A 25,060-nucleotide genomic window follows, 5' to 3' on the forward strand; every position below is an offset into this window, starting at 1 on the left:
GGTCCAGACGCTACGGGCTCGGCGGCCCGGCCGGCTTCTCCGGAATTGCGGAGTTCAGCCCGAGCATGAACAGGAAGCAGCCCGGCACCCGCGGCCCGAGTTGGGTCCGCTGGTACTCCGAGGGACTGACCCCGACCAGTTCGGTGAAGCGCCGGGAGAACGTCCCGAGCCCCGCGTACCCGACCATCGCGCAGACCTCCGTCACGGTCAGGTTGGTGGAACGAAGCAGGTCGGCCGCGCGCTCGATCCGGCGCCGAGTGACGTACTGCATCGGAGTCTCGCCGTACGCCGCCGCGAAGCACCGCAGGAAGTGGTACTTCGAGACTCCGGCCGCCTCCGCCAGCCCTGCCAGGTCGAGTGGTTCCGCGTAGTTGCGGTCGGCAACGTCTCGGGCGCGGCGCAGGTGCGGCAGCAGGGCGAGCGGGACCTGGACGTCGGCCGGGCTCCGGCTCATGCCGGGCGGAGCCGGGGCATCAGGCCGCGGCGCACGCTGAGTACGTGGTGCCGCGCGGCCGCCTCGGCCAGGTCGGCGTCGCCTTCCTCGATGGCGGTGATCAGGCCGTCGTGTTGCGCCCAGGCGGCCGGCTTCTGCAACGGCGCGCTCTGCCGCAACAGCCATTGGCCGCGCTTGACCATCGGGATCGCGATCGCGATGAGATAGCTGTTCCTGGTCATCTCGAAGATCAGCGAGTGCAGTTCGGTGTGCAGGTTCGACAAGGTGTCCAGGTCCTGCTCGGGTCCGGACTCCTTCACCAGTTCGAGAATCGCCCAGCACCGCGCGACCAGTGTCTCGTCGCGGTCCTCGACCGACGCGGCCAGCCGGGCACCGAGTGGTTCGAGCGCGAGCCGGACGTGGAAGAGGTCCTCCGCCTGTTGCGCCGACAGAATCGCCACGAACGCACCGCGCCGGGCCGTGACGTCGAGGAATCCCTCCGCCTCGAGCACCCGCATCGCCTCGCGGATCGGGTTGCGGGAGACGCCGAGGAGTTGCGCGAGCCGGTCCTCGACCAGCCGCTCCCCCGGCCGCAGCGTGCCGTCGAGGATGAGCCGCCGCAGTTCCGCGGCCACCACGTCCCGCAAGGGCTGGTGCCCGTCCCCCACCAGCACGTGATTCGCTGTCACCCCGTACATCGTATACGAGCACACCTTGCCGCCAAGGCGCACGCAAGTTTCGGAATCACCCGAATCTCTGGACGCTGCCGCCCGCGTCGGCCAGGCTCGGCCGCATGGTCGAATCCAAGCCGACGGCACCCGGCACGATCCGCAAGAGCGCGGGCCAGAGCGGGACCGGTCCAGGCCCCATCACCCCGGACGGCAGCCCGGTCGAGCTCTACATCGAGTCGGACGCGCACGGCGAGGACCAGGTGATCCACGCCGCGATCCCACCCGCCAGCAGCATCCTCGAACTCGGCTGCGGCACCGGCCGGATCACCCGTCCCCTGCTCGCCCTCGGTCACCGGATCGTCGCCGTCGACGAGTCCCCGGACATGGTCGCCCGGATCCCCGAGACCGAGACCGTCTGCTCCACGATCGAGGCGCTCCGGCTGGACCGGCGGTTCGACGTGGTGCTGATGATGTCGTTCCTCGTGAACGTCCCCGACGACGAAGCCCGGCATGCCTTGCTGACGACCTGCGCGTACCACGTCCGGCCGGGCGGCACGGTGATTCTCCAGCAGCACGACCGGGAGTCGTTCGCCCGTCCCCGTGTCCTCGAACGCGACGACCACCGCCTGGTCATCGACGAGGTCGAGCACCTCTCCGGCGACCGCGACGCCGCGACCATGACCCACACCCTCGGCGACCGGACCTGGTCCCAGCGCATCGTCGTCCAGAACCTTACCGAGCAACAACTGACCGGCAATCTCGCAGCCGCCGGCCTCCGCTTCGTCGAACATCTCAGCCCCGACAAGACCTGGGTCCGCGCGACTCCTCGGTAAGAAGCTCCAGCGGTCAGCCGAGGCCGCCGCCGACCTTGCCGAGGGCATCGAACTGTGCCCTGGTCAGCTTCGAGGTGTCCCCGGCGTACGCCTTCGACCGGGTGCAGACGATGCCGCCCGGGACGGAGCCGGTGAGGTACCGGATCGCGTTCGCGAACGAGTCGCACCGGCGCTGGTCCTCGGCACCGGCCGGGTACCCGATCGCCGCGTTCACCTTGCCCATGTTCAGCTGGTCCGCGAACGGATTGATGTTGCGGGCAACGGTCCAGTACCACCGCGCGATCGGCGCCGACCACTGCAACGACATCGCCAGGTCCGGGTTCCCCAGCAGATCGATCCCGAAGTACTGCCCGGCCGGGCCGTAGTTGAAGTCACCGGTCAGCTGGATATACCCACGACCCCCGTACGGACGGGTGTCGCCGATCTCGCGGATGTTGTACTCCAGCCGCGACTCGTGAACCAGCGTGGCCAGGAACGCGGCCTTCCGGTACGGGGTGTTGATCTGGGCATCGCGCATCGCCTGATTCAGCGACGGCAACCCGGTCTCCACCAATGCCGGGTTCGCGATCCGGCTGCCGAACATCGCCTGCACGTCGGCCAGGGTGATGTCGCCGGTCGGCGGTTCGGGATCGCCGCCGCCACAGACGGGGACGCCGGGGAGCTTGTCCTCCGGGATCGCGACGTACGCGACGGTGACGTATCCGCCGAGCGCGGGGACGTGCGCCCACCAGCGGCTGGATCCGCCGGAGACGGTGACCAGGTCGCCTTCCTTCTGGCAGTCCACGTCGATCGAGGTCGGGCCGGACAGGGTCCGCACCACGGCCGAGGACAGGAACGCGTCGGCGCGGACGTTGACGCCTGTGCCGTAGGTCTGGAACACGGCGGCGTGCGCGGGTGCGGCGGCGACCAGACCGGCCGCGGTGAGGCCGACCAGTGACAGGACGGCGGTGAGGGTACGGCGAAGTCGGTGCATGGCATCTCCTGGGGGCGGGTGGAGAGGGCGGTGCCGGAGCAGGAGGCGTCCTGCCCCGGCACACGCTAGGCGTCAGCCGACCGTGCCGGGAGCCTTTCCAAGAGCGTCGAATGCGGCCCGGGTCAGCTCGCCGGTGTCCCCGGACCACCCCTTCGACCGGGGACGGACGACGCCGGACTCCGGGCCGTGGAGCGGCAGAATTTCCTGCCGCTCTTCCGCCGGTCTCCCGCCTCGCACCGCACTCTTTCCGCCTCCACACTGATCTCGGCGGCGCCGCGTGAACGGCATCGTCCACCCTGCCGGATCGCTCCGGTCCGGCATCTCCTACGAGGTCTGTGAGGGATCGATCATGCCTCTGTCGCGTCGAACTTTCTTGGGTGGAGCAGCCGGTGTGGCTGCGGTCGGGATCACGGGTTCGGGGGTGGCGTTCCCGCAGCGGGCGTTCGCTCTCGATGCCGACGGCATGGAGAGCAAGATGCTCTTCGGCGATGCCGGAGCGGGAGCCGCGGCCATTCCCAAGCCGAGCGGGAACGGCAACTACCACTCCTGCCGCGGGGGCGCGATCCTCGCGATCCCGGGGACGAGCGTCGTCGTGGCGGTCGCGGGCGGCAGACCGAACGGCGTCGCCGACGCGAGCGGAAACTTCAACCTGTTGATGCGCAGGTCGACCGACTCCGGGCTGACCTGGAGCACCGCGACCGGGCTTGCCGGAGCGACCCTCTACAGCTGGGGGAACGAAACCCTGGTTCACGACCGGACCACGGGCCGGCTGTACTGCTTCATGCTGCGCCGGCAGCCCGGAGAACTGCACGACAAGGACCCCAAGGTGTACATCGCGACGTCGGACGACAACGGGGCCACCTGGACCGACCCGGTGGTGCGCAACGACCTGAACCGGCGATCCGACGACGGCACCCCCACCAACGACTTCATCGGACCCGGCAACGGGATCCAGCGCGCCGACGGCACCCTCGTGATCCCGGCCCGCGGCCGCCTGATCATCAAGGAGCCGGGCGGCGACTGGGTCGGTGAGCGCCTACCCAACGGACTGGCCAACCTGCCGTACGGCGAGGGCACCGTCGCGGAGCGCTCGGACGGGCAGCTGATCCTGAACTACCGCGCCCTGAACCACGAGATCAAGGAAGGCGACTACCCCCACACCCGCCGCGTCGCGATCGGAAATCCGGGCAACTGGCAGCAGTTCGGCGAGGAGTACTGGCGGGCGCAGATCATCGACCCCGGCTGCCACGGCGCGCAGATCTCGCACACGGTCAACGGCGCCCACTTCCTGATCCACCTCAACTCCGCCAGCCAGACGCTCGACAACCGCTATGCGATGACGCTGCGCGCGAGTGCCGACAACGGCGAAACGTGGGCGACATACCGGAAGCCGCTGAGTGTCGACCCGCTGGCCCACGAAGGAAACCAGGCCGGAAACCTCCGCGAAGGCGGCTACTCGGCGTTGACCTCGACCGGTAGCGGCATCATCCTCGCCCTGGTCGAGGCCCGCCGGGTGCTGACCGACAACCCGACGCAGGACGAGCTGAATTACGAGTCCCCCTGTGCTGTGGTGCTCCGCCGGTTCGTCCCGAGCTGGATCATTCCCGCCTAACCGGACTCACGGCGGCGCGCTCCAGTCGCTCGGTGATCACGCCGCTGAGAGGTACGCCGCAGGCCGCGTACCCCTCGGCGGCGTGGCGCAGGTGTCGTCGTTCGGCGGCTTCGTCGCCCTGCCTGCCGTAGGCGTCGGCGAGACCGTGATGGGCCCGCGCGAGTTCGTAGGCGTCCTGATGGGACTGGGCGAAGGCCGCCGCCTGCTCGTGCTGACCAACAGCCTCCTCAGCACGGCCTGCGGCGGTGAGCGCGCGACCGAGGTCGTTCCTGGCCGACCGTTCGAGCGAGGCGTACGCCAGCTCCGCCGCGTGCTCGACGGCCTGCTTCAGGTAGGTGACGGCCTCGGCGCCGCGCCCCAGGCGCAGGAGGTCCTCGCCGAGTTCGATGAGCACCGGGGTGAACCCTCCCAGGAACCCCTCGCGCCGGCACCGCTCGAGGCACGCGGTGTGGATCGACAGGGCGGTGACCGGGTCGCCCTGCTCACGGGCAAAGGTCCCTCGGAAGTTCTCGATGCGGCTGATGGTGTAGCTGTCGCCGGCATCCAGTCGCCGTTCGGCCTCCACCAGGCATCGTCCGGCGTCCGCCGCGCGCCCGAGCCGGAGCAGTGGGACGAACATGTTCACGCTGATGTGCATGATGGCCGTGCCGTCGGAAGCGGCTTCGGCCAGCTCCAGCGCCGTGCGATAGACGTCGAGTGCTTCCTGGAATCGTCCGGACTGGCGGTGCAGGATGCCGATGTTCCTGAGCGCCAACGTCGCGCCACCGAGGTCGCCGAGCTGCTGTTTGAGGGTAGCGGCCCTGCTCAGGCATCCGATGGCCTCGTCGCGCCGGCCCGCGAAGGTGAGATGGCGTCCCCGGTCTGCCAGCGAGTGGGCTTCCTTGCGCGCATCGCCGAGCCGGCGGGCGATGTCCAGCGCCGTTCGGTTGATGACGAGGTGCTGCTCGCCGTCGCGGTCGTGCATCCGGAACGCGCTGAAAGCGGTCGCCAGGAGCCAGGCTGATTCGAGCTGCCCGGCCTGGTGCGCCGCGATGACGGTGGCCGCGAGGTTGTCGCGTTCGGCCTGGAACCACGCAACGGCGCTCTCCCGGTCGGCGAAGCCGGGCAGCCCCAGGTCGAGCGCGGTCGCTTCCCCGGTGAGCAGCCGCTGAGACGGCGATGCCACGTGGACTGCCGCCTTGTAGCTGTAGTGCAGGAAGACGCCGAGCAGGCGGCGAAAGACCTTGTCCACTTCGGCTTCGGCCTCTTCGGCTCGCGCGAGCCTGGTCGCGAACAGGCGGACCAGGTCGTGCAGCCGGTACCGTCCCGTCGAGCGGGTCTCCGCGAGATGCACGTCCACCAGGGATTCCATCATTGCCGTGGCCCGCTCCTCGGTCACCTCGCACAGGGCGGCCGCTGTCCGGGCGTCCAGGTCGTCACCGGGAACAAGGCCGAGTCGTCGCAGCAGGCGCCGGTGCGAACCGTCGAGTTCGAGGTACGAGGCACGGAACGCCGCTGAGACGCCTCGGTGACCCAGGTCGAGCTCGTCCAGCAACCAGTCCTCGTCGTCGAGTCGCGCCAGCAGATCCTCGACCCGCCAGAGTGGACGGCTGCGCAAGCGGGCCGAGGCCAGGCCCATCGCCAGCGGAAGTCGCCCGCAGCGCTCCGCGACGGCGACGGCCTCCTCCTCGGTGATCCGGTCGACGGCGGCGGTGAGCATCGCCACGGCGTCGCGCAGCGGCGGTGGTTCGAGCAGGAGCGAGTACGCCCCGGGGAGCGGCGACAGGTCGTGCCGGCTCGTCGCCACCGTCAGACTGTCCGATGTCCCCGGCAACAACGCCTCCACCTGCGCCGCGCTCTCCGCATCGTCGAGCACCAGAAGAAGCCGACGCCCGGCGAGGACGCTGCGGTAGCGAACCGCGAGTTCGTCCACGTCCACCGGCAGGTCCCGGTCGTCCACACCGAGACTGCGCAACGCCCGCGTCAACAGCGAATCAAGGCCCGCCCGGGGTCCGACGGAAGCGGTGAATCCGTGCAGATCCAAGAACAGCTGGCCGTCGGGATACCTGGCAGCGAGGGCGTGGCCGATCGACACCGCCAGCGAGGTCTTCCCCACTCCGGCCATGCCGTGCACCGCGACGACGGCGGCGCCGCCATCGACCGCGGCGAGCAGTTCCTCCAGATGCCGTTCCCGGCCGGCGAACCCGGCGAGCGCCCGCGGCAGCTCACGAGGCACCACGGCGTCCCGGCGCGACGACCCCGTGAGCAGGGCCCGATCTGCCTCCGAAAGCCGCAACGCCTCGACGAGCAGGCGTAACGTCCTCGGCTGCGGCCGCACCCTTCCGGCCTCGATGTCGCGGATCGTGCGAATCCCGACGCCTGCCTGGAAAGCGAGCTCCGCCTGCGTCAGCATCGCCCGCAGTCGCAGTGACCGCAGACTGCCGCCGGCGTCGGGTGCGAGGTCAGCCATGCCCTAGGCTAGAACGGCCGGAGTCCCCGCACCCGACCTGCGTCAGCCGACCGTGCCGGGAGCCTTTCCAAGAGCGTCGAACTCGGCCCGGGTGAGCTCGCTGGTGTCCCCGGAGTACGCCTTCGACCGGGTGCAGACGATGCCGGACGGGACCGAGCCGGTGAGGTAGCGCAGCGCGTTCTTGAAGGAATCACAGCGCCGCTGGTCCTCCGCGCCGGCCGGGTACCCGATCGCCGCGTTCACCTTGCCCATGTTCAGCTGGTCCGCGAACGGATTGATGTTGCGGGCAACGGTCCAGTACCAGCGCGCGATCGGCGCCGACCACTGCAACGACATTGCCAGGTCCGGGTTGTTCAGCAGATCGATGCCGAAGTACTTGCCGGCCGGGCCGTAGTTGAAGTCGCCGGTGAGCTGGATGTACCCGCGACCGCCGTACTTCCGGGTGTCGCCGATCTCGCGGATGTTGTACTCCAGCCGCGACTCGTGCACGAGCGTCGCGAGGAACGCGGCCTGCCGTCGTGGCGTGTTGATCTGGGCGTCCCGCATCGCCTGGTTCAGCGACGGCAGCCCGGTCTGGACGAGGGACGGGTTCGCGATCCGGCTGCCGAACATCGCCTGCACGTCGGCGAGCGTGATGTCCTCGATCGGCGGATCCGGGTTCACCGTGCACTCGGGGACGCCGGGCAGCTTGGTCTCGGGAGTGTTCAGGTACGCCACGGTCGCGTACCCGTTGTGGGCGGGCAGATGCGCCCACCAGGTCGTGGTCCGGCTGCCGACGGTGACCGAGTCGCCCGCCTTCTGGCAGTCCACCTCGACCGGGGTGGGACCGGACAACACCTTGACGACGGACGCGGACAGGTACGCGTCGGAGCGGATGTTGAGGGCGCTGGCGGTGGTCTGGTAGGTGGCGGCGTGGGCCGGGGTGGCGGCGATCAGGCCGGCGGTCCCGGCCAGAGCGATCGCGAGGGCGGCGCGCAGTACGCGGTGGAGCATGTCGTCTCCCGGGGCGGAGGAGGAACGGGCGATGCCGTGACCATCTGTCGCCAGATCGTCACGGCATCGTCACTGTGGCACTGCTTCGCCCCGGTTGCTCAAGTACGCAACGGGCCCCGCGAACTACTGCTGGGCTTCGGCCTTCGCGTCCGGCTTGCCCTTCGGCTCCGGCTTCGCGTCGACGCCGGCCTCCTTGCGCTGCTCCGGGGTGATCGCCGCCGGCGCCGCGGTCAGCGGGTCGAACCCACCGCCGGACTTCGGGAACGCGATCACGTCGCGGATCGACTCGCTGCCGGACAGCAGCGCGGTGATCCGGTCCCAGCCGAACGCGATCCCGCCGTGCGGCGGCGCGCCGAACTTGAACGCCTCGAGCAGGAAGCCGAACTTCTCGCTCGCCTCCTCGTCGGTCAGGCCCATCACCTTGAACACGCGCTTCTGCACGTCCTCGCGGTGGATACGGATCGACCCGCCACCGATCTCGTTGCCGTTGCAGACGATGTCGTACGCGTACGCCAGCGCGTTGCCCGGATCGGTGTCGAAGGTGTCCACCGACTCCGGCTTCGGCGAGGTGAACGCGTGGTGCACCGCGGTCCACGCACCCGACCCGACGGCCACGTCACCGGCCGCGGTGGCGTCGTCGGCCGGCTCGAACAGCGGCGCGTCGACGACCCACAGGAACGACCAGGCCGACTCGTCGATCAGACCGGCGCGCCGGCCGATCTCCAGCCGGGCCGCCCCGAGCAACGCCCGCGACGACTTGACCGGACCGGCCGCGAAGAAGACGCAGTCACCCGGCTTCGCCCCGACGTGGTCGGCGATCCCGGCGCGCTCTTGTTCGGACAGGTTCTTCGCGACCGGACCACCGAGCTCGCCGTCCTGCCCGACGAGCACGTACGCCAGGCCCTTCGCGCCACGCTGCTTGGCCCAGTCCTGCCACGCGTCCAGCTGCTTGCGCGGCTGGTCGGCCCCACCCGGCATCACCACGGCACCGACGTACGGCGCCTGGAAGACCCGGAACGGGGTGTCCTTGAAGTACTCGGTGCACTCGACCAGTTCCAGGCCCATTCGCAGGTCGGGCTTGTCGGTCCCGAACCGGGCCATCGCCTCGGCGTAGGTCATCCGCGGGATCGGGGTCTGGATCTCGTACCCGATCAGCTTCCACAGCCCGGCCAGCACCTCCTCGGCCAGCGCGATCACGTCGTCCTGGTCGACGAAGCTCATCTCGATGTCGAGCTGGGTGAACTCCGGCTGCCGGTCGGCGCGGAAGTCCTCGTCCCGGTAACAGCGGGCGATCTGGTAGTACCGCTCCATCCCGGCCACCATCAGCAGCTGCTTGAACAGCTGCGGCGACTGCGGCAGGGCGTACCAGGACCCGGGCTGCAGGCGGGCCGGGACCAGGAAGTCGCGGGCGCCCTCGGGCGTGGACCGGGTCAGCGTCGGCGTCTCGATCTCGACGAAGTCGTGCCGGCCGAGCACCTCGCGGGCGGCCTTGTTCACCTCGCTGCGCAACCGCAGCGCGGCGCCCGGGCCCTGCCGGCGCAGGTCGAGGTACCGGTACTTGAGCCGGATCTCCTCGTTCACCGGCGTCGCGTGGTGCTCCTCGACCGGGAACGGCAGCGGCGCGGCCTCGTTCAGTACCTCGACCTCGGTCGCGGTGACCTCGATCTCGCCGGTCGGCAGGTTCGGGTTCGCGTTGCCCTCCGGGCGGGCGCCGACCTCGCCGACGATCTTCAGGCAGAACTCGGCCCGCAGCGGGTGCGCGACCTCCTCGTCCCGGATGACGACCTGGACTGTGCCGCTGGCGTCCCGCAGGTCGATGAACGCCACGCCGCCGTGATCGCGCCGCCGCGCCACCCAGCCCGCCAGCGTGACGGTCTGCCCGGTGTGCTCGGCTCGCAGCGAGCCGGCGGGATGGGTACGGATCACGAGTTCTCCTCAAGTGCTTCGATCTGGGGTCGTACGTCTTCGCCGGGCGGCGTCCAGGTGGCCGGGTCGGCCGGAACCTGCTCGCCGCTGCGGATGTCCTTCACCTCGGGACCGTTGTCCGTGCTGAACCACACGAACGGGATGCCGCGCCGGTCCGCGAACTTGATCTGCTTGCCGAACTTCGCCGCGGCGGGGGCCACCTCGACCGGGATCCCCCGCTGCCGAAGCGCGGCCGCGGTCCGCATCGCCTCGGCCCGGTCCTCCTCGGCGGTGAGCGCGATGAGCACCGCGGTCGGCGTACTGCGGCTGCCCTTGAGCAGGCCCAGGCTGATCAGCCGGTGCACCAACCGGGACACGCCGATCGAGATCCCGACCCCGGGGTACGTCGTCCTGCCATCGCTGGCCAGCGCGTCGTACCGGCCACCGCCGCCGACGGACCCGAACGACTCCTGGCCGACCAGGTAGATCTCGTACACGGCGCCGGTGTAGTAGTCCAGGCCGCGCGCGATCCGCAGGTCCGCCATCAGCAATCCGGGCGCGTGCTCGGCGGCCGCGGCCATCACGGCGCCGAGCTGCTCGAGGCCCTCGTCCAGCGTCGGGTGCTCGACCCCGAGCGCCCGGACCTGCTCCACGAACGACGTGTCCGTGCTGGAGATGTCGGCCAGCTGGACGGCCAGCTTCGCCTGCTTGTCGGTGGCGCCGGCCTCGACCAGCCGCTCGACCACCTTGTCCGGGCCGATCTTGTCGATCTTGTCGACGATCCGCAGCACCGTGGTCACGTCGTCCAGGCCGAGCCCCCGGTAGAACCCCTCGGGGATCTTGCGGTTGTTGACCTTGATGACGAACTCCGGCACCGGCAGCTTGCGCAGCGCGTCCGCGATCACCAGCGGCAGCTCGACCTCGTAGTGGTTCGGCAGCTCGCCGCTGTCGACGATGTCGATGTCGGCCTGGGTGAACTCGCGGTACCGGCCCTCCTGCGGGCGTTCACCGCGCCACACCTTCTGGATCTGGTAGCGCCGGAACGGGAACGCCAGCTTGCCGCTGTGCTCCAGCACGTACCGCGCGAACGGCACGGTCAGGTCGAAGTGCAGGCCGAGGTTCGCGCCGCTGTCGTCGTCGGCGGTCGCGGCCAGCCGGCGGATCCCGTAGATCTCCTTGTCCGCGTCCTCGCCCTGGTTGGACAGCCGCTCGACCGGCTCCACGGCGCGGGTCTCGATCGAGGCGAACCCGTGCAGCTCGAACGTCTCCCGGATCACGTCGAGGAAGTGCTGCTCGACGATCCGGTCCGACGGGAGGAACTCGGGGAACCCGCTGATCGGGTTGATCTTGCTCACGATGTCGATGTCTCCAGGTCCTGCAGGTAGGGGTTGGTCGCCTTCTCCCGGCCGATCGTGGTCTGGCCACCATGACCCGGGAGCACGACGATCTCGTCGCGCATCGGCAGGATCTTGGTGGCCAACGTATGCAGCATCGCCGGATGGTCCCCACCGGGGAGATCCGTCCGGCCGATCGACCCGGCGAACAACACGTCACCGGAGAACAGCAGCGCGGGCACGTCCTCCGGCCCGTCGTACGGCGTGGTGAAGGTGACCGAGCCACGGGTGTGCCCCGGGGTGTGGTCGACGGTGAACGACAGCCCGGCGAGCTCGAGGCTCTGCCCGTCGGTCAGTTCCGCGACGTCGTCGGGCTCGGCGAACTTGTGGTCGCCGCCGAGCAGCATCCGTGCGGACTCGGGGCTGATCCCGGCCATCGGGTCGCTCAGCAGGTGCCGGTCGTCCGCGTGGATCCAGGCGGTGCTGTCGTACGTACCGCAGACCGGGAGAACCGAGAACATGTGGTCGATGTGACCGTGCGTGAGCAGGACGGCGACGGGCTTGAGCCTGTTCTCCCGGACCACCTGCTCGACGCCGGCGGTCGCGTCCTGGCCCGGATCGATCACCAGGCACTCCGCGCCCTGGCCGGTGGCGACGACGTAGCAGTTCGTACCCCACGACCCCGCGGGGAACCCGGCGATGAGCACGACAGACCTTCCTGGACGAATCGGGACCACCCAAGGCTACCGGTCGCCGCCGGGCGGGAACGAACCGGATTCGGGCTTGCGGATCTGAGCCTGATTGTGATGGAACCCCGTTGCGTAGTGGCGGGGAGTTTGTGATTGTTCAGGGATAAGCGTCGGGACAGGTCCCGACGCGCCCGGGCGGACCCTGTACCGAAGGTTGGACCAGGGGCCTACCACAATGGGCACGAGCGCAGTACATACCGCCGGAAGGGGCGAGTTGTGGCCGAGGAGAGCTGGGGCCGGGTAGCGGAAGACGGAACGGTGTTCGTCCGGACCAAGGACGGCGAACGGGCGGTCGGCCAGTGGCCGGACGCGAACCCGGAGGAGGCCCTCGCCTTCTACACCCGCCGGTACGACGCGCTGGCGTTCGAGGTGGAGCTGCTGGAGAAGCGGGTCCAGGCCGGCACGGTGTCGCCCGACGACGCCCGCGCCGCGGTGAAGAAGGTGACCAGCTCGATCGAGGAGGCCCAGGCGGTCGGCGACCTCGACGGCCTGCGGAGCCGGCTCGAGGCGCTCACCCCGCTGGTCGCCCAGCAGCGGGAGAAGCGCAAGGCCGAACGCGCCGCCCGGGTCGAGGAGGCCCGCGAGGCGAAGACCAAGATCGCCACCGAGGCCGAGGCGATCGCCGCCGGCACCGACTGGCGGCACGGCGTCACCCGGCTGCGCGAACTGCTGGAGGAGTGGAAGGCGCTGCCGCGGCTGGACAAGTCCAGCGACGACGAGCTGTGGCACCGGTTCTCCTCCGCCCGCACCACCTACACCCGGCACCGCAAGCAGCACTTCTCCGAGCTGTCGTCCAAGCGCGAGGAGGCGGCCAAGATCAAGGACCGGCTCGCCGCCGAGGCCGAGACGCTCGCCGACTCGACCGAATGGGGCCCGACGTCCGGCCGGTTCCGCGACCTGATGCGGCAGTGGAAGGCGGCCGGCCCGGCCCCGCGCGAGGTCGACGACAAGCTGTGGGCCCGGTTCCGCAGCGCCCAGGACACCTTCTTCGGCGCCCGCGACGCGGTCCAGGCCGAAGAGAACGTCGAGCAGCAGGCCAACCTGCAGGCGAAGGAAGCCCTGCTGGTCGAGATCGAGGCGATCCTCCCGGTCGACGACGCCAAGGCGGCCCGCGAGCAGCTCCGCGACCTGCTCGACCGCTGGGACCAGATCGGCAAGGTCCCGCGGGACGCGATGCGCTCGATCGACTCCCGGCTGCGCGCGGTGGAACAAGCCGTCAAGACCGCCGAGGACGAGGTCTGGAACCGCAGCAACCCCGAGGCCCGCGCCCGCGCCGAGGCCACGGTCAAGCAGCTCCAGTCCCTGATCGCCGATCTGGAGAAGCAGGCCGCCAAGGCCGAGTCCCAGGGCAACACCCGCAAGGCCAACGAAGCCCGCGAAGCCATCGCCGCCCGCCGCGAATGGCTCACCCAAGCCCAGAACGCCCTCACCGACTTCAGCTGATATCGCTGACTGCTCGCCGTGGCCTGTGGACAACGGCGAGCAGTGATCGCGCCTTCTCGGCGATCATGCCGGGATGTTTCCTTGTGACCTCCCGCTGTACTTCGCCGGGCTGCCCTTCACCAAGCGCCAGATAGGCAGCAAGCTGCCGTGGTTGCTGGGCGCCGGCGAGATCCGCCGCGTCGTCGGCGACGTGTACGTCGACACCCGCGTCCCCGACTCCCCAGCCCTCCGCGCCGCGGCCGCCGCGAAGGCGATCCCGGCCGGCGCTGTCGCCTGCGGCGAACTCGCTGCCTGGGTGCACGGCATCGACACCACAGCGCTGGGCAGGTCCTCATCCGCCCGCGGCCGCTCGTCGGCTGGACGCAGCCCTCGTCGTGAACCGCCTGCCGACGCCGATGCTGTCCGTCTTGAGTTCGTGCGGGAGGGCGCGGACGTTGTGGACCTTGGGGATTTGCGGGTCAGCAGTCCTGTGGCTACCGGGGTGCAGCTTGCTATGCAGCTTCCTCGGCCGTTTGCGTTGTCGGCGGTGGACGCGATGCTTCGGGCGGGGACCGTGGATCGGTGGGCGCTTCGGGCGGCTTCCGCGGCGTACGACGGGCAGCCGGGGATTCGGCAGGCCCGGGAGATCTTGCGGTACGCGGATCGGCGGGCTGCTTCGCCGGGTGAGTCCTGGCTCCGGCTCCGGTTGATCGACGCCGGCTTCGGTCGGCCCGAGGCGCAGTACCGGGTGGCCGGCGCCAGGCGGGAGTACCGGATCGACCTCGCGTACCCCGAGCCGGTCGACGACGGACAGCAGCTCGGGTTGGAGTACGACAGCGACGCCTGGCACTCGCGCGATCGCGATCAGCAACGCGACGACCTCCGCCGCCAGGAGCTGGAGGAGCTCGGCTGGCACCTCCTCTCCGTCCGCCGCCCCGACCTCTGGGGCAGCTACCCCGCTCTCGAACTGGCCGTCGGCTCCTTCCTCGGCCGTCATCCCCGTCTCCCCCGGCGCTGGTGAATCGACGCTTCCAATAGTTAACGATCCGTGCAACTATTGCGTGATGGTGGACGTATCGGTCGATCGGGTCTTCGAGGTTCTGGCGGATCCGACCCGACGGCAGGTGGTTCAGCTGTTGGGAGCGGGACCGCGGCGAGCCGGGGAGTTGGCCTCGGCCGCCGGGGTCTCGCCACCCGCCATGAGCCGGCATCTGCGGATCCTGCTCTCGGCACAGGTGATCGCCGACGAGCGGGTGCCTGACGACGCGCGCGTCCGGGTGTTCCGGCTGCGGCCCGAGCCCGTCGTCGCCGTGCAGGCCTGGCTCGATCAGGTCCAGGCGCACTGGCAGGAGCAACTGGGAGCGTTCAAGCAGCACGTCGAGCAGAGGGAGTCATCGTGACCAAGCAGTCCGCGTCCGCGACCGTCGAGGTCGCCGCCGAACCGGGCACCGCGTTCCACGTCTTCACCGCGGAGATCGACCTGTGGTGGGTCCGCGGTCCGATCAACTTCTTCGACGCCGGCCGCGCGATCGGCATGCAGATCGAACCGGGCGTCGGCGGCCGCATCCTCGAGGTGTACCGCCGCGCCGCCGGCGACACCGGCGAGGACGTCCTCGAACTCGGCCGCATCACCGTCTGGGAACCAGGCGCGCGCTTCGCGTACCGGAGCTCGGTCGACGACACCGAGACCGACATCCGCTTCGAACCGTGCGAAGCCGGCACCCGGGTGAGCGTCGAGCAGACGCTGCTACCTGGTGGCGACAAGGCGTTCTACTTCTGGCCGAACGTGATCCCGTGGCTCGTCACCTGGACAGCGCGCCGCGGCTCAGGCATGTCCAAGCCGGGCGAACTCGGCCGGCTGAGCATCGCGCTGTACTACGCGAACCCGGTCGCCGCGGCCGAGTGGCTGCAGAAGGTGTACGGACTCGAGCCGAGCCTGGAAGTCCCCGACGAGGACGGCCATCCGTCCTGGATCGAGTTCCGCATCGGCTCCTCGGCCATCCTGCTCTTCCCGCAGACCGACTCGACCGACGCCCCGCGCAACGACCATGAGGTGTGGGTCTACGTCGACGACCTCGACGCCCACTTCGCTCACAGCACCGACCAGGGCGCCACGATCACCACGCCGATCCAGCAGCACGGATACCGGGCGTACCAGACCACCGACCTCGAGGGCCACCACTGGACCTTCGCCCAAGCCACCCCCACCACGGAGTAGCGCCCACCCGGGTCGGCTACTGGGTGACGCGGTAGACGTCGAAGACGCCTTCGACCGAGCGGACCGCCTTGAGGACGTGGCCCAGGTGGGTCGGGTCGCCCATCTCGAAGGTGAAGCGGGACTTGGCGATCCGGTCGCGGGTCGTCGTCAGCGCCGCGGACAGGATGTTCACGTGGTAGTCGGAGAGCACGCGGGTGATGTCCGACAACAGCCGGGCCCGGTCCAGCGCCTCGACCTGGATCGCGACCAGGAAGACGGACTGGGCCGTCGGGGCCCACTCGACCTCGACGATGCGCTCGGGCTGGGTCTGCAGGTTCGCCACGTTCGCACAGTCGGCGCGGTGCACCGAGACGCCGGCGCCGCGGGTGATCCAGCCGATGATCTCGTCACCGGGGACCGGCGTACAGCAACGGGCCAGCTTGGACAGCACGTCGGTGGCGCCCTTGACGATGACACCGGCGTCGCCGCGCGCGGTCCGCTTGCGGCGCTCCCGGGTCTGCGGCAGCCGCAGGCCCTCGGCGAGATCCTCGGCCGCGCCCTCCTCGCCGCCGTACGTCTCGATCAGACGGCGGACGACGGCCTGCGCGCTCACGTGGCTCTCACCGACCGCGGCGTACAGGCCGGTGACGTCGGGGTAGCGCAGCGAGTTCGCGACGGCGGTCAGGGTCTCGTGGGACAGCAGGCGCTGGAGCGGCAGGCCCTCCTTGCGGAGCTGCTTGGCGATCGCGTCCTTGCCGTGCTCGATCGCCTCGTCGCGGCGCTCCTTGGAGAACCAGTGCTTGATCTTGTTCCGCGCTCGGGGGCTCTTGACGAAGCCGAGCCAGTCGCGGGACGGACCGGCACCCTGGGCCTTCGAGGTGAACACCTCGACGACGTCGCCGTTCTCGAGCGTGCTCTCCAGCGGCACCAGCCGGCCGTTGACCCGGGCGCCGATACAGCGGTGCCCGACCTCGGTGTGGATCGCGTAGGCGAAGTCGACCGGTGACGACCCGGTCGGCAGCGACATCACGTCACCGCGCGGGGTGAAGACGTACACCTCGGAGTTGTTGATCTCGAACCGCAGGGAGTCGAGGAACTCCGACGGGTCCGAGGTCTCCCGCTGCCAGTCGACCAGCTGCCGCACCCACGGCATGTCGTTCGGCGCGCCGATCTCGGTGCTCGGCGGACCCGCGACCTCGGGGGCCGGCGCGTTCGGGTCTTCCTTGTACTTCCAGTGCGCGGCGATGCCGTACTCGGCGCGGCGGTGCATCGCGAACGAGCGGATCTGCAGCTCCACCGGCTTGCCCTGCGGGCCGATCACGGTGGTGTGCAGCGACTGGTACATGTTGAACTTCGGCATCGCGATGTAGTCCTTGAACCGGCCGGGTACCGGATTCCACCGCGCGTGCAGGACACCGAGCGCGGCATAGCAGTCCCGGACCGACTCGACCAGCACGCGGATGCCGACCAGGTCGTAGATGTCGCCGAACTCGCGGCCGCGGACGATCATCTTCTGGTAGATCGAGTAGTAGTGCTTCGGCCGGCCGGTGACGGTCGCCTTCACCTTCGCGGCACGCAGGTCCTCGTGCACCTGGTCGATCACCGAGGCGAGGTACTCGTCGCGGGACGGGGCGCGCTCGGCGACCAGCCGGACGATCTCGTCGTACACCTTCGGGTGCAGGGTCGAGAACGACAGGTCCTCGAGCTCCCACTTGATCGTGTTCATACCCAGCCGGTGCGCCAGCGGGGCGTAGATCTCCAGCGTCTCGCGGGCGATCCGCTCCTGCTTCTCCTGCCGCAGGAAGCCCAGCGTGCGCATGTTGTGCAGCCGGTCGGCGAGCTTGATCACCAGCACCCGGATGTCCTTGGCCATCGCGACGACCATCTTGCGGATCGTCTCGGCCTGCGCGGACTCGCCGTACTTGACCTTGTCCAGCTTGGTGACGCCGTCGACCAGCATGGCGATCTCTTCGCCGAAGTCGCGGGTCAGCTCCTCGACCGTGTACGGCGTGTCCTCGACCGTGTCGTGCAGCAGGGCCGCACACAGCGTCGGGGCCGTCATGCCGAGCTCGGCCAGGATGGTGGCGACGGCGAGCGGGTGCGTGATGTACGCGTCGCCGCTCTTGCGCTGCTGGCCGGTGTGGTACTTCTCCGCGGTCCGGTAGGCGCGCTCGATCATGCCGAGGTCGGCCTTCGGGTGGGTGGCCCGGACGACCCGGAACAGCGGCTCGAGCATCGGCGCGCGGTTCGGATGCCGGGTGCCGCCGAGGCGGGCGAGCCGGGCCCGGACCCGCGCGGGCGCGATCCGGGGCGGTTGGGACGCGGGCGGCGGTGAGCCGGCCGCCGGGCGCACCGGTGCGGGCGCGCGCGGAGGCTGCTGCGGTACCACGTCCGGTACCGCCGAGGTCATCGCCGGGTCTTCGCCCACGTGTAAAACCCTTCCGCCGACAGACCACCAGTCTAGGGGGTCGCCACCAACGCCGTGGACCGGCCTGTGGACAACACGCCGCACCGCCACGTGATCGACGACGGACAGTGATGAATCCCTCACCGATCGATGCCGACGGCCCCCAACCGGGCGCCGCGCGTCAGCGGGAGCTCAGACCGTCAGCAGAGCGCTGACCTGCTCCCCCTCGAGCCGCTTACGGCCCGGGAGGAACGACAGCTCGATCAGCACGGTCGTCCCGGCGACCTCGGCGCCGCACCGGCGGATCAGCTTCAGGCAGGCCTCGACCGTACCGCCGGTCGCGAGCACGTCGTCGATGACGAGCACCCGCTCACCGGGGACGAACGCGTCCTGGTGCACCTCGATGGTCGCCTCGCCGTACTCCAGCGCGTACGACTCCTCGTACGTCGCGGCCGGCAGCTTGCCCTTCTTCCGGACCGGGACGAACCCGGCCCCGAGGGCGAGCGCGACCGGGGCGGCCAGGATGAAGCCGCGGGCCTCGATCCCGACCACCTTGTCCACCACCGGCCGGCCGTCGTCGTCCTTGCCGAACGCGGCCAGCGCCTCGACGACGTGGCCGAACCCGGTGTGGTCGGCCAACAGCGGGGTGATGTCCTTGAACACCACGCCCGCCTGCGGGTAGTCCGGGATGTCGCGGATGCCGTCCGTCAGTACCTCTTGCAGCGAACGCATGTCAGCAGTCGGCCCCGATCCGTGCCTTGGTCACCGGTGTTGTCACTTGCCGCGCTTCGAGCGCGGTTTGCGGGTCGGCTGCGGCCGTCCCGCCGCGGCCGAGGACTTCGGCCGGCTGGACGCCACCGGCGTACCACCGGAGCGGGGGCGGTCCTGCGGACGGTCCGGTCGCTCGGCGACCGCGGTACCACCGCCGCCGGCCGTGGCCGCCGCGGCGGCGGCCGGGACCGGCATCCCGGAGGCGTTGGTGACGGCCCCGCCGCGCTTGGCGAGCACCCGGCGACGCAGCGCCTGCATGCCCGGCTCGCGCTCCTTGAAGGTGGCCAGCAGCGCCGGGGCGATGAAGACCGAGGAGTACGCACCGACCGCGATACCGATGAACAGCGCCAGCGACAGGTCCTTCAGCGGACCGGTCCCGAGCACCGCCGTACCGACGACCAGGATCGAGCCGACCGGGAGCAGCGCGATCACCGTCGTGTTGATCGACCGCACCACGGTCTGGTTGACGGCCAGGTTCGCCGCGTCGCTGTAGGTGAAGCGGTTCGAGCCGGTGATCCCGCGGGTGTTCTCACGCACCTTGTCGAACACCACGACGGTGTCGTACAGCGAGTACCCGAGGATGGTGAGGACGCCGATCACGGTCGCCGGCGTGACGTCGAACCCGATCAGCGCGTAGACGCCGACCGTGATCAGGACGTCGTGCACCAGCGCGATGATCGCCGCCGCCGAGGCCTTCGGTTCCCGGAAGTAGATCCAGATCACCAGGAAGACCAGCACCAGGAACACGATCAGGGCCAGGACCGCCTTGTGCGCGATCTGGTCACCCCAGGAGGCGCCGATCTGCGACGTACTCACCTGGTTGGGCTGGACACCGGCCTCGGTGGCGATCGCGGTCCGGACCTTGGCGATGTCGTCCTGGTCCAGCGGCCGGGTCTGGATCCGCACCTTGTCGGTACCGATCGTGGTGACCACCGGGTCGCCGAGGTCCTGGGCGTTGGTCGCCTTCACCGCGTCGGTGAAGTCGGCGACGCTGTTGTCGGTGACGCGCACGTTCGCCTGGTACTCGACGCCGCCCTTGAACTCGATCCCGAGCGCGAGGCCGCGGGCGAACAGGCCGACCAGAGAGACGACGACGAGGGCGAGGGAGACGCCGAACCAGATCTTGCGGTGACCGATGAAGTCGTAGGAGACCTCACCGCGGTGCAACCGGGCACCGATGTTGCCGAGCTTCGACATCAGACCTCCCCTCCCACGGGCTTGCGCGTCGACGGCCGGGACTTCTTGGTCGCCGGGCGGGCCGGACCGGCCTGGCCGGGCAGCCGTTCGACACCCAGATGCTCGGGATCGAGGCCGGACAGTTTGTGGCCGTGACCGAAGAAGTCGGTCCGGGCCAGCAGGGTGACCAGCGGCTTGGTGAAGATGAACACCACCAGCAGGTCGATCAGCGTGGTCAGGCCGAGGGTGAACGCGAAGCCCTTCACACCGCCGACCGCGAGGATGTACAGCACCACCGCGGCGAGCAGCGAGATCGAGTCCGCCGCGATGATCGTGTGCTTGGCGCGGGCCCAGCCGGTCTCCACCGAGGAGCGCAGGCTGCGGCCCTCCCGGACCTCGTCCCGGAGCCGCTCGAAGTAGATGACGAACGAGTCCGCGGTGATACCGATCGCCACGATCAGACCCGCGATCCCGGCCAGCGTCAGGGTGAACCCGATCGCCTTGCCGAGCAGCACCACCGACGCGTACGTGAGCAGCGCCGCCACCGCGAGCGAGGCGACCACCACGATGCCGAGGCCGCGGTAGTACAGGAACGAGAACAGGATCACCAGCGCCAGCCCGATCAGACCGGCCATGATGCCGGCCGACAGCTGGTCACCGCCGAGCTGCGGCGAGATCGTCTCGACCGAGGAGATGTCGAACGAGACCGGCAGCGCGCCGAACTTCAGCACGTTCGCCAGGTCGCGCGCGTCGGCCTCGGTGAAGGTTCCGGTGATCTGCGCCTGGCCGCCCGGGATCGGGCCGCTCACGCTCGGCGTCGAGATGGTCTCGCCGTCGAGCACGATCGCGAACAGGTTCTGGCCCTCGCCGCGCTGCGCGATCGCGGTCGTCGCCTTGAGGAACTTGTCGCCGCCCTCGTTGTTGAAGTTCAGGTTGACCTGCCACTGGAACCCGCCCTGCGGGATGCCCGCGCTGGCGCCGGACAGGTCGGTGCCCTTGATGATCGCCGGGCCGAGCAGGTACTTGGTGGCCTTGTCCCGGCTGCAGGAGATCAGCGGCTTGTCCGGGTCGTCCACCGGCGCCGGCTGGTCACAGGTGTACTTGGCGAACGCCTCCTGGCTCGCCGCGTCCGGCGTCCAGGCGAGCGGGTCGCCGTTGTTCGCGGCCGGCGTCGACGGGGTCGCGGCCGGGGTGCTCGGCTGGGCCGACGGGGTCGGCGTCGGCGTCGCGTCCTTGCCCAGCGCGCTGCTCCAGGCCCGGCCCTTCGGCGTCGCCGACGGGGTCGCCGACGGCTTGATCGTGGTCGACGGTTTCGGCGTGGCCGACGGCTTCGGCGTCGTCGTCGGCTGAGCCGACGGCGTCGTGGTGGGCACCGGCGTCCCGGCCTGGGCGTCGTACACGACCCGGAAGTACAGCAACGCCGTCTGCCCGACCTGCTTGATCAGGCTGTCCTGGCTGGCTCCCGGCACCGCCACATTGATGTGGTTCGAGCCGGCCGTGGTGATCTCGGCCTCGCCGACACCCGCCCCGTTCACCCGCTGAGAGATGATGTTCTTCGCCTCGGCCAGCTGCTCGGCCGTCACCGAACCGCCACCCGCGAGCGACTTCGCGGTGAGCGTGATGGTGGTGCCACCGCGCAGGTCCAGCCCGAGCTTGGGCCCCCAGGACTTGGTCAGCCCCATGATCCCGAACAGCAGGACCAGGATGACCGCCAAGACGATCAGGAGCCGCCCAGGGCGGGTAGTCGTCGTTGTTGCCACGTCTGTTTCAACCTTTGCGCTACTGGGCGCGCCGGACCGTCGTCAGGACGCTCGGGAGCCGTACGCCATTCAGAAGAAGGGTCAGTTCTCGGTGTGCGTCGGCGGCAGCTTCTTGTCCTGCGCCTTGGCGTCGCCCGTCTCCGGTACGTCGACCGTGTCCCGCGGCTCGTCCACGACCTTCGGCTCGGTGCTCTTCGGCTCGGCGTCGTCGGCCTCGTCCAGCTTCGCGGCCGGCTCGTCGGTCACCTCGGCCGGCTCGTCGGCGGCGGCCTCGTCCTCCGGAATGACCCGGCCGATCGCGGCCTTCACGAACTGCACCAGCATGCCGTCGGAGACCTCGAGCGTCACGTACTCGTCGTCGACCTCCTCCACGATGCCGACCATGCCGCTGGTGGTGACCACCTTGGTGCCCGGCGTCAGCGCGGCGACCGTGTCGGCCTGCCGCTGGCGCTGCTTGCGCTGGGTGCGGCTCATGAACCAGATCATTCCGACGATCAGGATCAGCGGGAGCAGGAGCGTGATGCCCGAGCCACCCCCGGAGGAGGCCATCGGTACGGCGATCAGTTCCATCGGGATTCAAAATCCTTCGGTCGAGAAGTACGGGCGCCCGGCACGCTCTGCTCAAGCGCGCAGGTCGCAACGGGATGGCCTGAGGTCAGGCCACCGGGGAGTCTAACCCTGAGGCCCAACAAGCGCCTCATGACACCGGGTCACGTTTGCGTTACTCGTTCCCTTTATTCGTTGTCGGTGTCGAAGAGGGTGTCCGCGAAGCCGGCCCCCTTCGGCACGTTCAGCCCGAGATGCCGCCAGGCCGCGGGTGTCGCGACACGCCCCCGCGGCGTCCGGGCCAGGTAGCCCGACCGGACCAGGAACGGTTCGGCCACCTCCTCCACGGTCTCACGTTCTTCGCCCACCGCAACCGCGAGTGTGGAAAGACCGACCGGGCCGCCCCCGAACCGGCGGCAGAGCGCGTCCAGGACGGACCGGTCCAGCCGGTCCAGGCCCATCCGGTCCACCTCATACAGCTCCAGGGCCGCCTTCGACAGCGCGAGCGTGATGATGCCGTCGGCCCGGACCTCGGCGTAGTCGCGGACCCGGCGCAGCAGCCGGTTCGCGATCCGGGGCGTACCGCGGGACCGGGAGGCGATCTCGGCCGCGCCCTCCGGGGTGATGTCGACCTCGAGCAGATCGGCCGACCGGTTGACGATCTTCTCCAGCTCGGGGGCGTCGTAGAACTCCAGGTGCCCGGTGAACCCGAACCGGTCCCGCAGCGGCCCCGGCAGCAACCCGGCCCGGGTGGTCGCGCCGACCAGCGTGAACGGCGGGATCTCCAGCGGGATCGCGGTCGCGCCGGGCCCCTTGCCGACGATCACGTCGACCCGGAAGTCCTCCATCGCCATGTACAACAGTTCCTCGGCCGGTCGCGACATCCGGTGGATCTCGTCGAGGAACAGCACCTCGCCCTCGCTCAGCCCGGACAGGATCGCGGCCAGGTCACCGGCGTGCTGGATCGCGGGACCACTGGTCACCCGCAACGGCGCCGACATCTCGCTGGCGATGATCATCGCGAGCGTGGTCTTGCCGAGCCCGGGCGGACCGGACAGCAGTACGTGGTCGGGGGCGCGGTTCCGGCCGCGGGCCGCGTGCAGGACGAGCTCGAGCTGCTCGCTCACCCGGCGCTGCCCACCGAACTCGGCCAGTGTCCTCGGCCGGAGCGCGGACTCGATCTTCCGCTCCTCCAGGTCCACGGCGTCGCCGGACACCAGGGGTCTGACGTTCTCGTCCATCGGTTACGTCTCCACCTCCTGGAAGTACGGATCAGGCTTTGGACAGCACGCGGAGCGCGGCGCGCAGCAGGTCCGGGACCGAAGGCTCACCCTCGGCGGCCAGCGGGGACACCGCGACCACGGCGTCGTCGGCATCGCGAGCCGACCAGCCGAGCCCGACGAGACCCGCGTGCACCTGCTCCTTCCACGCCTCGGTGACCTGGAGCGGACGGCCCGTGACCGTCTTGGCGGGCGCACCGATCTTGTCCTTCAGCTCCAGCACGATGCGCTGGGCCCCCTTCTTCCCGATCCCCGGCACCTTCACCAGCATCGCCAGGTCCTCGGTCGCGACAGCCTGCCGCAGCTGCTCCGGGCTCAGCACGGCCAACGCCGCCTGCGCGAGCTTGGGCCCGACCCCCGAAGCGGTCTGCAGCAGCTCGAACAAGCTCTTCTCGTCGTCGTCGGCGAACCCGTACAGCGTGAGCGAGTCCTCCCGCACCACCATCGAGGTCGAAACCCGCGCCTCCTGCCCAGGCCGAAGCCCGGCGAGCGTCCCGGGATGACAGAAGACCTGCAACCCCACTCCCCCGACCTCGATGACCGCACTGTCCACCCCAATGGCAGCAACCGGCCCCCGAACAAAAGCAATCATCGCCAACCTCCCGACACCCCAGAACCCGAACCAACCAGCCGCCCAACAGCCGGACCCGCACCAATCCCCCGGCCTTGGTCCAGCTGCTTCCGCGAGGAAGCTACCCCGAGGGGCAGTGCCGCCTGCTGTTGCCGCGGGGTCCAGGGGGCAGGTACGGCGTGCTTCACAGCGATCAGCTCTTCACGCACGCCGCCCACGACCGTCATTTCCGGCCCTCCTGCGCCGCCACCGCAGCCCGAAGACGCGCCAGCTGGAGACGGGACTGAGCTTGGGCCGCGGCTTCCAGGTTGGTACGGGTCGCGGCGGCCTCGGCGAGCTTGTTGGCGACCCCACCCCGCCAGACCTGACAGATCGCGAGCGCCAACGCGTCCGCGGCGTCCGCCGGCGTCGGCCGCTCGGGCAGGCTGAGGATCCGGGTGACCATCGTCGTCACCTGCTCCTTGTCCGCCCGCCCCGAACCGGTGACGGCCGCCTTCACCTCACTCGGCGTATGCAGCGCGACCGGCAACCCACGGCGAGCGGCGACGACCATCGCGACACCCGAGGCCTGCGCCGTACCCATCACCGTGCGGACGTTGTTCTGCGCGAAGACGCGCTCGACGGCGACCGAGTCGGGGCGGTGTTCGGCGATCCACTCGTCGATGCCCTGCTCGATACGGACCAGGCGCTTGGCGACGTCCAGGTCGGTCGGCGTCCGGATCACCCCGACGGCGACCAGCTTCGGCGGCCGGCCGGGAGCACCCTCGACGATGCCGAGCCCGCACCGGGTCAACCCGGGGTCGACGCCGAGCACCCGCACTCCCAACCACCTCCGAACGTTTGTTCGACAACCCTAAACAGCCCCTCTCCCCACCACGAAATCGACGCGCCGAAACAGGCAGTACGCGGTTGCCGCCGGGTGGTGCTGAGGTGGGGTCCGGGCTGGGGGTACTGAGCATGCGCCGCCTGAGCCCGGCG

General features: G+C 69.9%; 22 protein-coding genes. 6 read left to right on the forward strand and 16 right to left on the reverse strand.

Features of this window, described 5'->3' with window-relative positions; all coding sequences use genetic code 11:
- Window positions 1-10: 10 nt before the first annotated feature.
- A complete protein-coding gene (locus tag FB561_RS30035; RefSeq protein ID WP_145812552.1) occupies window positions 11-454 on the reverse strand; it encodes a helix-turn-helix transcriptional regulator in 444 nt (147 codons plus the stop codon).
- A complete protein-coding gene (locus FB561_RS30040) occupies window positions 451-1,122 on the reverse strand; it encodes a GntR family transcriptional regulator (protein WP_170284810.1) in 672 nt (223 codons plus the stop codon). Before FB561_RS30040 ends, FB561_RS30035 begins: the two co-directional genes overlap by 4 nt.
- A 104-nt stretch (window positions 1,123-1,226) precedes the next feature.
- Here FB561_RS30040 and FB561_RS30045 point away from each other — a divergent pair, with 104 nt between their 5' ends.
- Window positions 1,227-1,937 (forward strand): class I SAM-dependent methyltransferase, encoded by a 711-nt coding sequence (locus FB561_RS30045; protein ID WP_145812555.1) that lies wholly within the window; start codon window positions 1,227-1,229, stop codon window positions 1,935-1,937.
- 13 nt (window positions 1,938-1,950) lie between these two features.
- Here the strand turns inward: FB561_RS30045 and FB561_RS30050 are convergent, their stop codons facing one another.
- Window positions 1,951-2,910 (reverse strand): glycoside hydrolase family 19 protein, encoded by a 960-nt coding sequence (locus FB561_RS30050; RefSeq protein WP_145812556.1) that lies wholly within the window; start codon window positions 2,908-2,910, stop codon window positions 1,951-1,953.
- A 391-nt stretch (window positions 2,911-3,301) separates the two neighbouring features.
- Between FB561_RS30050 and FB561_RS30055 the strand changes: the two genes are divergently transcribed.
- The gene (locus tag FB561_RS30055) at window positions 3,302-4,522 is read left to right on the forward strand and encodes a sialidase family protein (RefSeq protein ID WP_170284811.1); all 1,221 of its coding nucleotides are present in this window, start codon (window positions 3,302-3,304) and stop codon (window positions 4,520-4,522) included.
- Here FB561_RS30055 and FB561_RS30060 read toward each other — a convergent pair.
- The 5 genes from FB561_RS30060 to FB561_RS30080 form a co-directional block, all read right to left on the reverse strand.
- On the reverse strand, window positions 4,509-6,971 hold the full coding sequence (locus tag FB561_RS30060) for an ATP-binding protein (RefSeq protein WP_145812559.1): 2,463 nt from the start codon (window positions 6,969-6,971) through the stop codon (window positions 4,509-4,511). The two genes, FB561_RS30055 and FB561_RS30060, sit on opposite strands and share 14 nt — an antisense overlap.
- Before the next feature lie 42 nt (window positions 6,972-7,013).
- Window positions 7,014-7,964, reverse strand: coding sequence for a glycoside hydrolase family 19 protein (locus tag FB561_RS30065; protein ID WP_145812560.1), 951 nt, complete (start codon window positions 7,962-7,964; stop codon window positions 7,014-7,016).
- A gap of 123 nt (window positions 7,965-8,087) precedes the next feature.
- Entirely contained in the window at window positions 8,088-9,890 is a 1,803-nt protein-coding gene (gene aspS / locus FB561_RS30070) for an aspartate--tRNA ligase (protein WP_145812561.1), read from the reverse strand.
- A complete protein-coding gene (gene hisS, locus FB561_RS30075; protein WP_145812563.1) occupies window positions 9,887-11,224 on the reverse strand; it encodes a histidine--tRNA ligase in 1,338 nt (445 codons plus the stop codon). The genes aspS and hisS overlap by 4 nt, the downstream gene beginning before the upstream one ends.
- Complete coding sequence (locus FB561_RS30080; RefSeq protein WP_145812564.1) at window positions 11,221-11,910, reverse strand: MBL fold metallo-hydrolase; 690 nt, start codon at window positions 11,908-11,910, stop codon at window positions 11,221-11,223. The genes hisS and FB561_RS30080 overlap by 4 nt, the downstream gene beginning before the upstream one ends.
- 258 nt (window positions 11,911-12,168) lie before the next feature.
- Between FB561_RS30080 and FB561_RS30085 the strand changes: the two genes are divergently transcribed.
- The 4 genes from FB561_RS30085 to FB561_RS30100 all read left to right on the forward strand — a co-directional run bounded on the left by FB561_RS30085 (window position 12,169) and on the right by FB561_RS30100 (window position 15,592).
- Window positions 12,169-13,395, forward strand: a complete 1,227-nt coding sequence (locus FB561_RS30085) for a DUF349 domain-containing protein (protein ID WP_145812566.1) — start codon at window positions 12,169-12,171, stop codon at window positions 13,393-13,395.
- Between the two features lie 73 nt (window positions 13,396-13,468).
- Window positions 13,469-14,395 (forward strand): hypothetical protein, encoded by a 927-nt coding sequence (locus tag FB561_RS30090; protein ID WP_145812567.1) that lies wholly within the window; start codon window positions 13,469-13,471, stop codon window positions 14,393-14,395.
- Window positions 14,396-14,438: 43 nt separating this feature from the next.
- A complete protein-coding gene (locus tag FB561_RS30095) occupies window positions 14,439-14,774 on the forward strand; it encodes an ArsR/SmtB family transcription factor (RefSeq protein WP_145812570.1) in 336 nt (111 codons plus the stop codon).
- Window positions 14,771-15,592: a VOC family protein gene (locus tag FB561_RS30100; protein WP_145812572.1), complete on the forward strand. Its 822-nt coding sequence runs from the start codon at window positions 14,771-14,773 to the stop codon at window positions 15,590-15,592. The genes FB561_RS30095 and FB561_RS30100 overlap by 4 nt, the downstream gene beginning before the upstream one ends.
- A 16-nt stretch (window positions 15,593-15,608) precedes the next feature.
- On the opposite strand, the gene FB561_RS30105 is transcribed toward FB561_RS30100, so the two are convergent.
- From FB561_RS30105 to ruvC, 8 genes are all read right to left on the reverse strand, one after another.
- Entirely contained in the window at window positions 15,609-17,807 is a 2,199-nt protein-coding gene (locus FB561_RS30105; RefSeq protein ID WP_202880945.1) for a RelA/SpoT family protein, read from the reverse strand.
- A gap of 363 nt (window positions 17,808-18,170) precedes the next feature.
- Complete coding sequence (locus tag FB561_RS30110; RefSeq protein ID WP_145812576.1) at window positions 18,171-18,710, reverse strand: adenine phosphoribosyltransferase; 540 nt, start codon at window positions 18,708-18,710, stop codon at window positions 18,171-18,173.
- A 42-nt stretch (window positions 18,711-18,752) separates the two neighbouring features.
- Entirely contained in the window at window positions 18,753-19,946 is a 1,194-nt protein-coding gene (gene secF / locus FB561_RS30115) for a protein translocase subunit SecF (RefSeq protein ID WP_145812577.1), read from the reverse strand.
- Entirely contained in the window at window positions 19,946-21,685 is a 1,740-nt protein-coding gene (gene secD / locus FB561_RS30120) for a protein translocase subunit SecD (RefSeq protein WP_420371352.1), read from the reverse strand. The genes secF and secD overlap by 1 nt, the downstream gene beginning before the upstream one ends.
- Before the next feature lie 81 nt (window positions 21,686-21,766).
- A complete protein-coding gene (gene yajC, locus FB561_RS30125; protein WP_145812578.1) occupies window positions 21,767-22,255 on the reverse strand; it encodes a preprotein translocase subunit YajC in 489 nt (162 codons plus the stop codon).
- 164 nt (window positions 22,256-22,419) lie between these two features.
- Window positions 22,420-23,472 carry a Holliday junction branch migration DNA helicase RuvB gene (gene ruvB, locus FB561_RS30130; protein WP_145812580.1) on the reverse strand — a complete coding sequence of 351 codons (1,053 nt, stop codon included), beginning with the start codon at window positions 23,470-23,472 and terminating at the stop codon, window positions 22,420-22,422.
- A gap of 31 nt (window positions 23,473-23,503) precedes the next feature.
- Window positions 23,504-24,103, reverse strand: a complete 600-nt coding sequence (gene ruvA / locus FB561_RS30135) for a Holliday junction branch migration protein RuvA (protein ID WP_145812582.1) — start codon at window positions 24,101-24,103, stop codon at window positions 23,504-23,506.
- Window positions 24,104-24,305: 202 nt separating this feature from the next.
- Window positions 24,306-24,902 carry a crossover junction endodeoxyribonuclease RuvC gene (ruvC, locus tag FB561_RS30140; RefSeq protein WP_145812584.1) on the reverse strand — a complete coding sequence of 199 codons (597 nt, stop codon included), beginning with the start codon at window positions 24,900-24,902 and terminating at the stop codon, window positions 24,306-24,308.
- Window positions 24,903-25,060: the final 158 nt, after the last annotated feature.

Source organism: Kribbella amoyensis (assembly GCF_007828865.1).
Lineage (GTDB): Bacteria > Actinomycetota > Actinomycetes > Propionibacteriales > Kribbellaceae > Kribbella > Kribbella amoyensis.

Excerpts from the sequence above, each read along its gene's own strand:
- FB561_RS30035 (WP_145812552.1), bottom strand. The coding sequence starts at position 454 with ATGAGCCGGAGCCCGGCCGACGTCCAGGTCCCGCTCGCCCTGCTGCCG.
- FB561_RS30045 (WP_145812555.1), top strand. The coding sequence starts at position 1,227 with ATGGTCGAATCCAAGCCGACGGCACCCGGCACGATCCGCAAGAGCGCG.
- FB561_RS30050 (WP_145812556.1), bottom strand. The coding sequence starts at position 2,910 with ATGCACCGACTTCGCCGTACCCTCACCGCCGTCCTGTCACTGGTCGGC.
- FB561_RS30060 (WP_145812559.1), bottom strand. The coding sequence starts at position 6,971 with ATGGCTGACCTCGCACCCGACGCCGGCGGCAGTCTGCGGTCACTGCGA.
- FB561_RS30065 (WP_145812560.1), bottom strand. The coding sequence starts at position 7,964 with ATGCTCCACCGCGTACTGCGCGCCGCCCTCGCGATCGCTCTGGCCGGG.
- FB561_RS30090 (WP_145812567.1), top strand. The coding sequence starts at position 13,469 with ATGTTTCCTTGTGACCTCCCGCTGTACTTCGCCGGGCTGCCCTTCACC.
- FB561_RS30095 (WP_145812570.1), top strand. The coding sequence starts at position 14,439 with ATGGTGGACGTATCGGTCGATCGGGTCTTCGAGGTTCTGGCGGATCCG.
- FB561_RS30105 (WP_202880945.1), bottom strand. The coding sequence starts at position 17,807 with ATGCTCGAGCCGCTGTTCCGGGTCGTCCGGGCCACCCACCCGAAGGCC.
- FB561_RS30110 (WP_145812576.1), bottom strand. The coding sequence starts at position 18,710 with ATGCGTTCGCTGCAAGAGGTACTGACGGACGGCATCCGCGACATCCCG.
- secF (WP_145812577.1), bottom strand. The coding sequence starts at position 19,946 with ATGTCGAAGCTCGGCAACATCGGTGCCCGGTTGCACCGCGGTGAGGTC.
- yajC (WP_145812578.1), bottom strand. The coding sequence starts at position 22,255 with ATGGAACTGATCGCCGTACCGATGGCCTCCTCCGGGGGTGGCTCGGGC.
- ruvB (WP_145812580.1), bottom strand. The coding sequence starts at position 23,472 with ATGGACGAGAACGTCAGACCCCTGGTGTCCGGCGACGCCGTGGACCTG.
- ruvA (WP_145812582.1), bottom strand. The coding sequence starts at position 24,103 with ATGATTGCTTTTGTTCGGGGGCCGGTTGCTGCCATTGGGGTGGACAGT.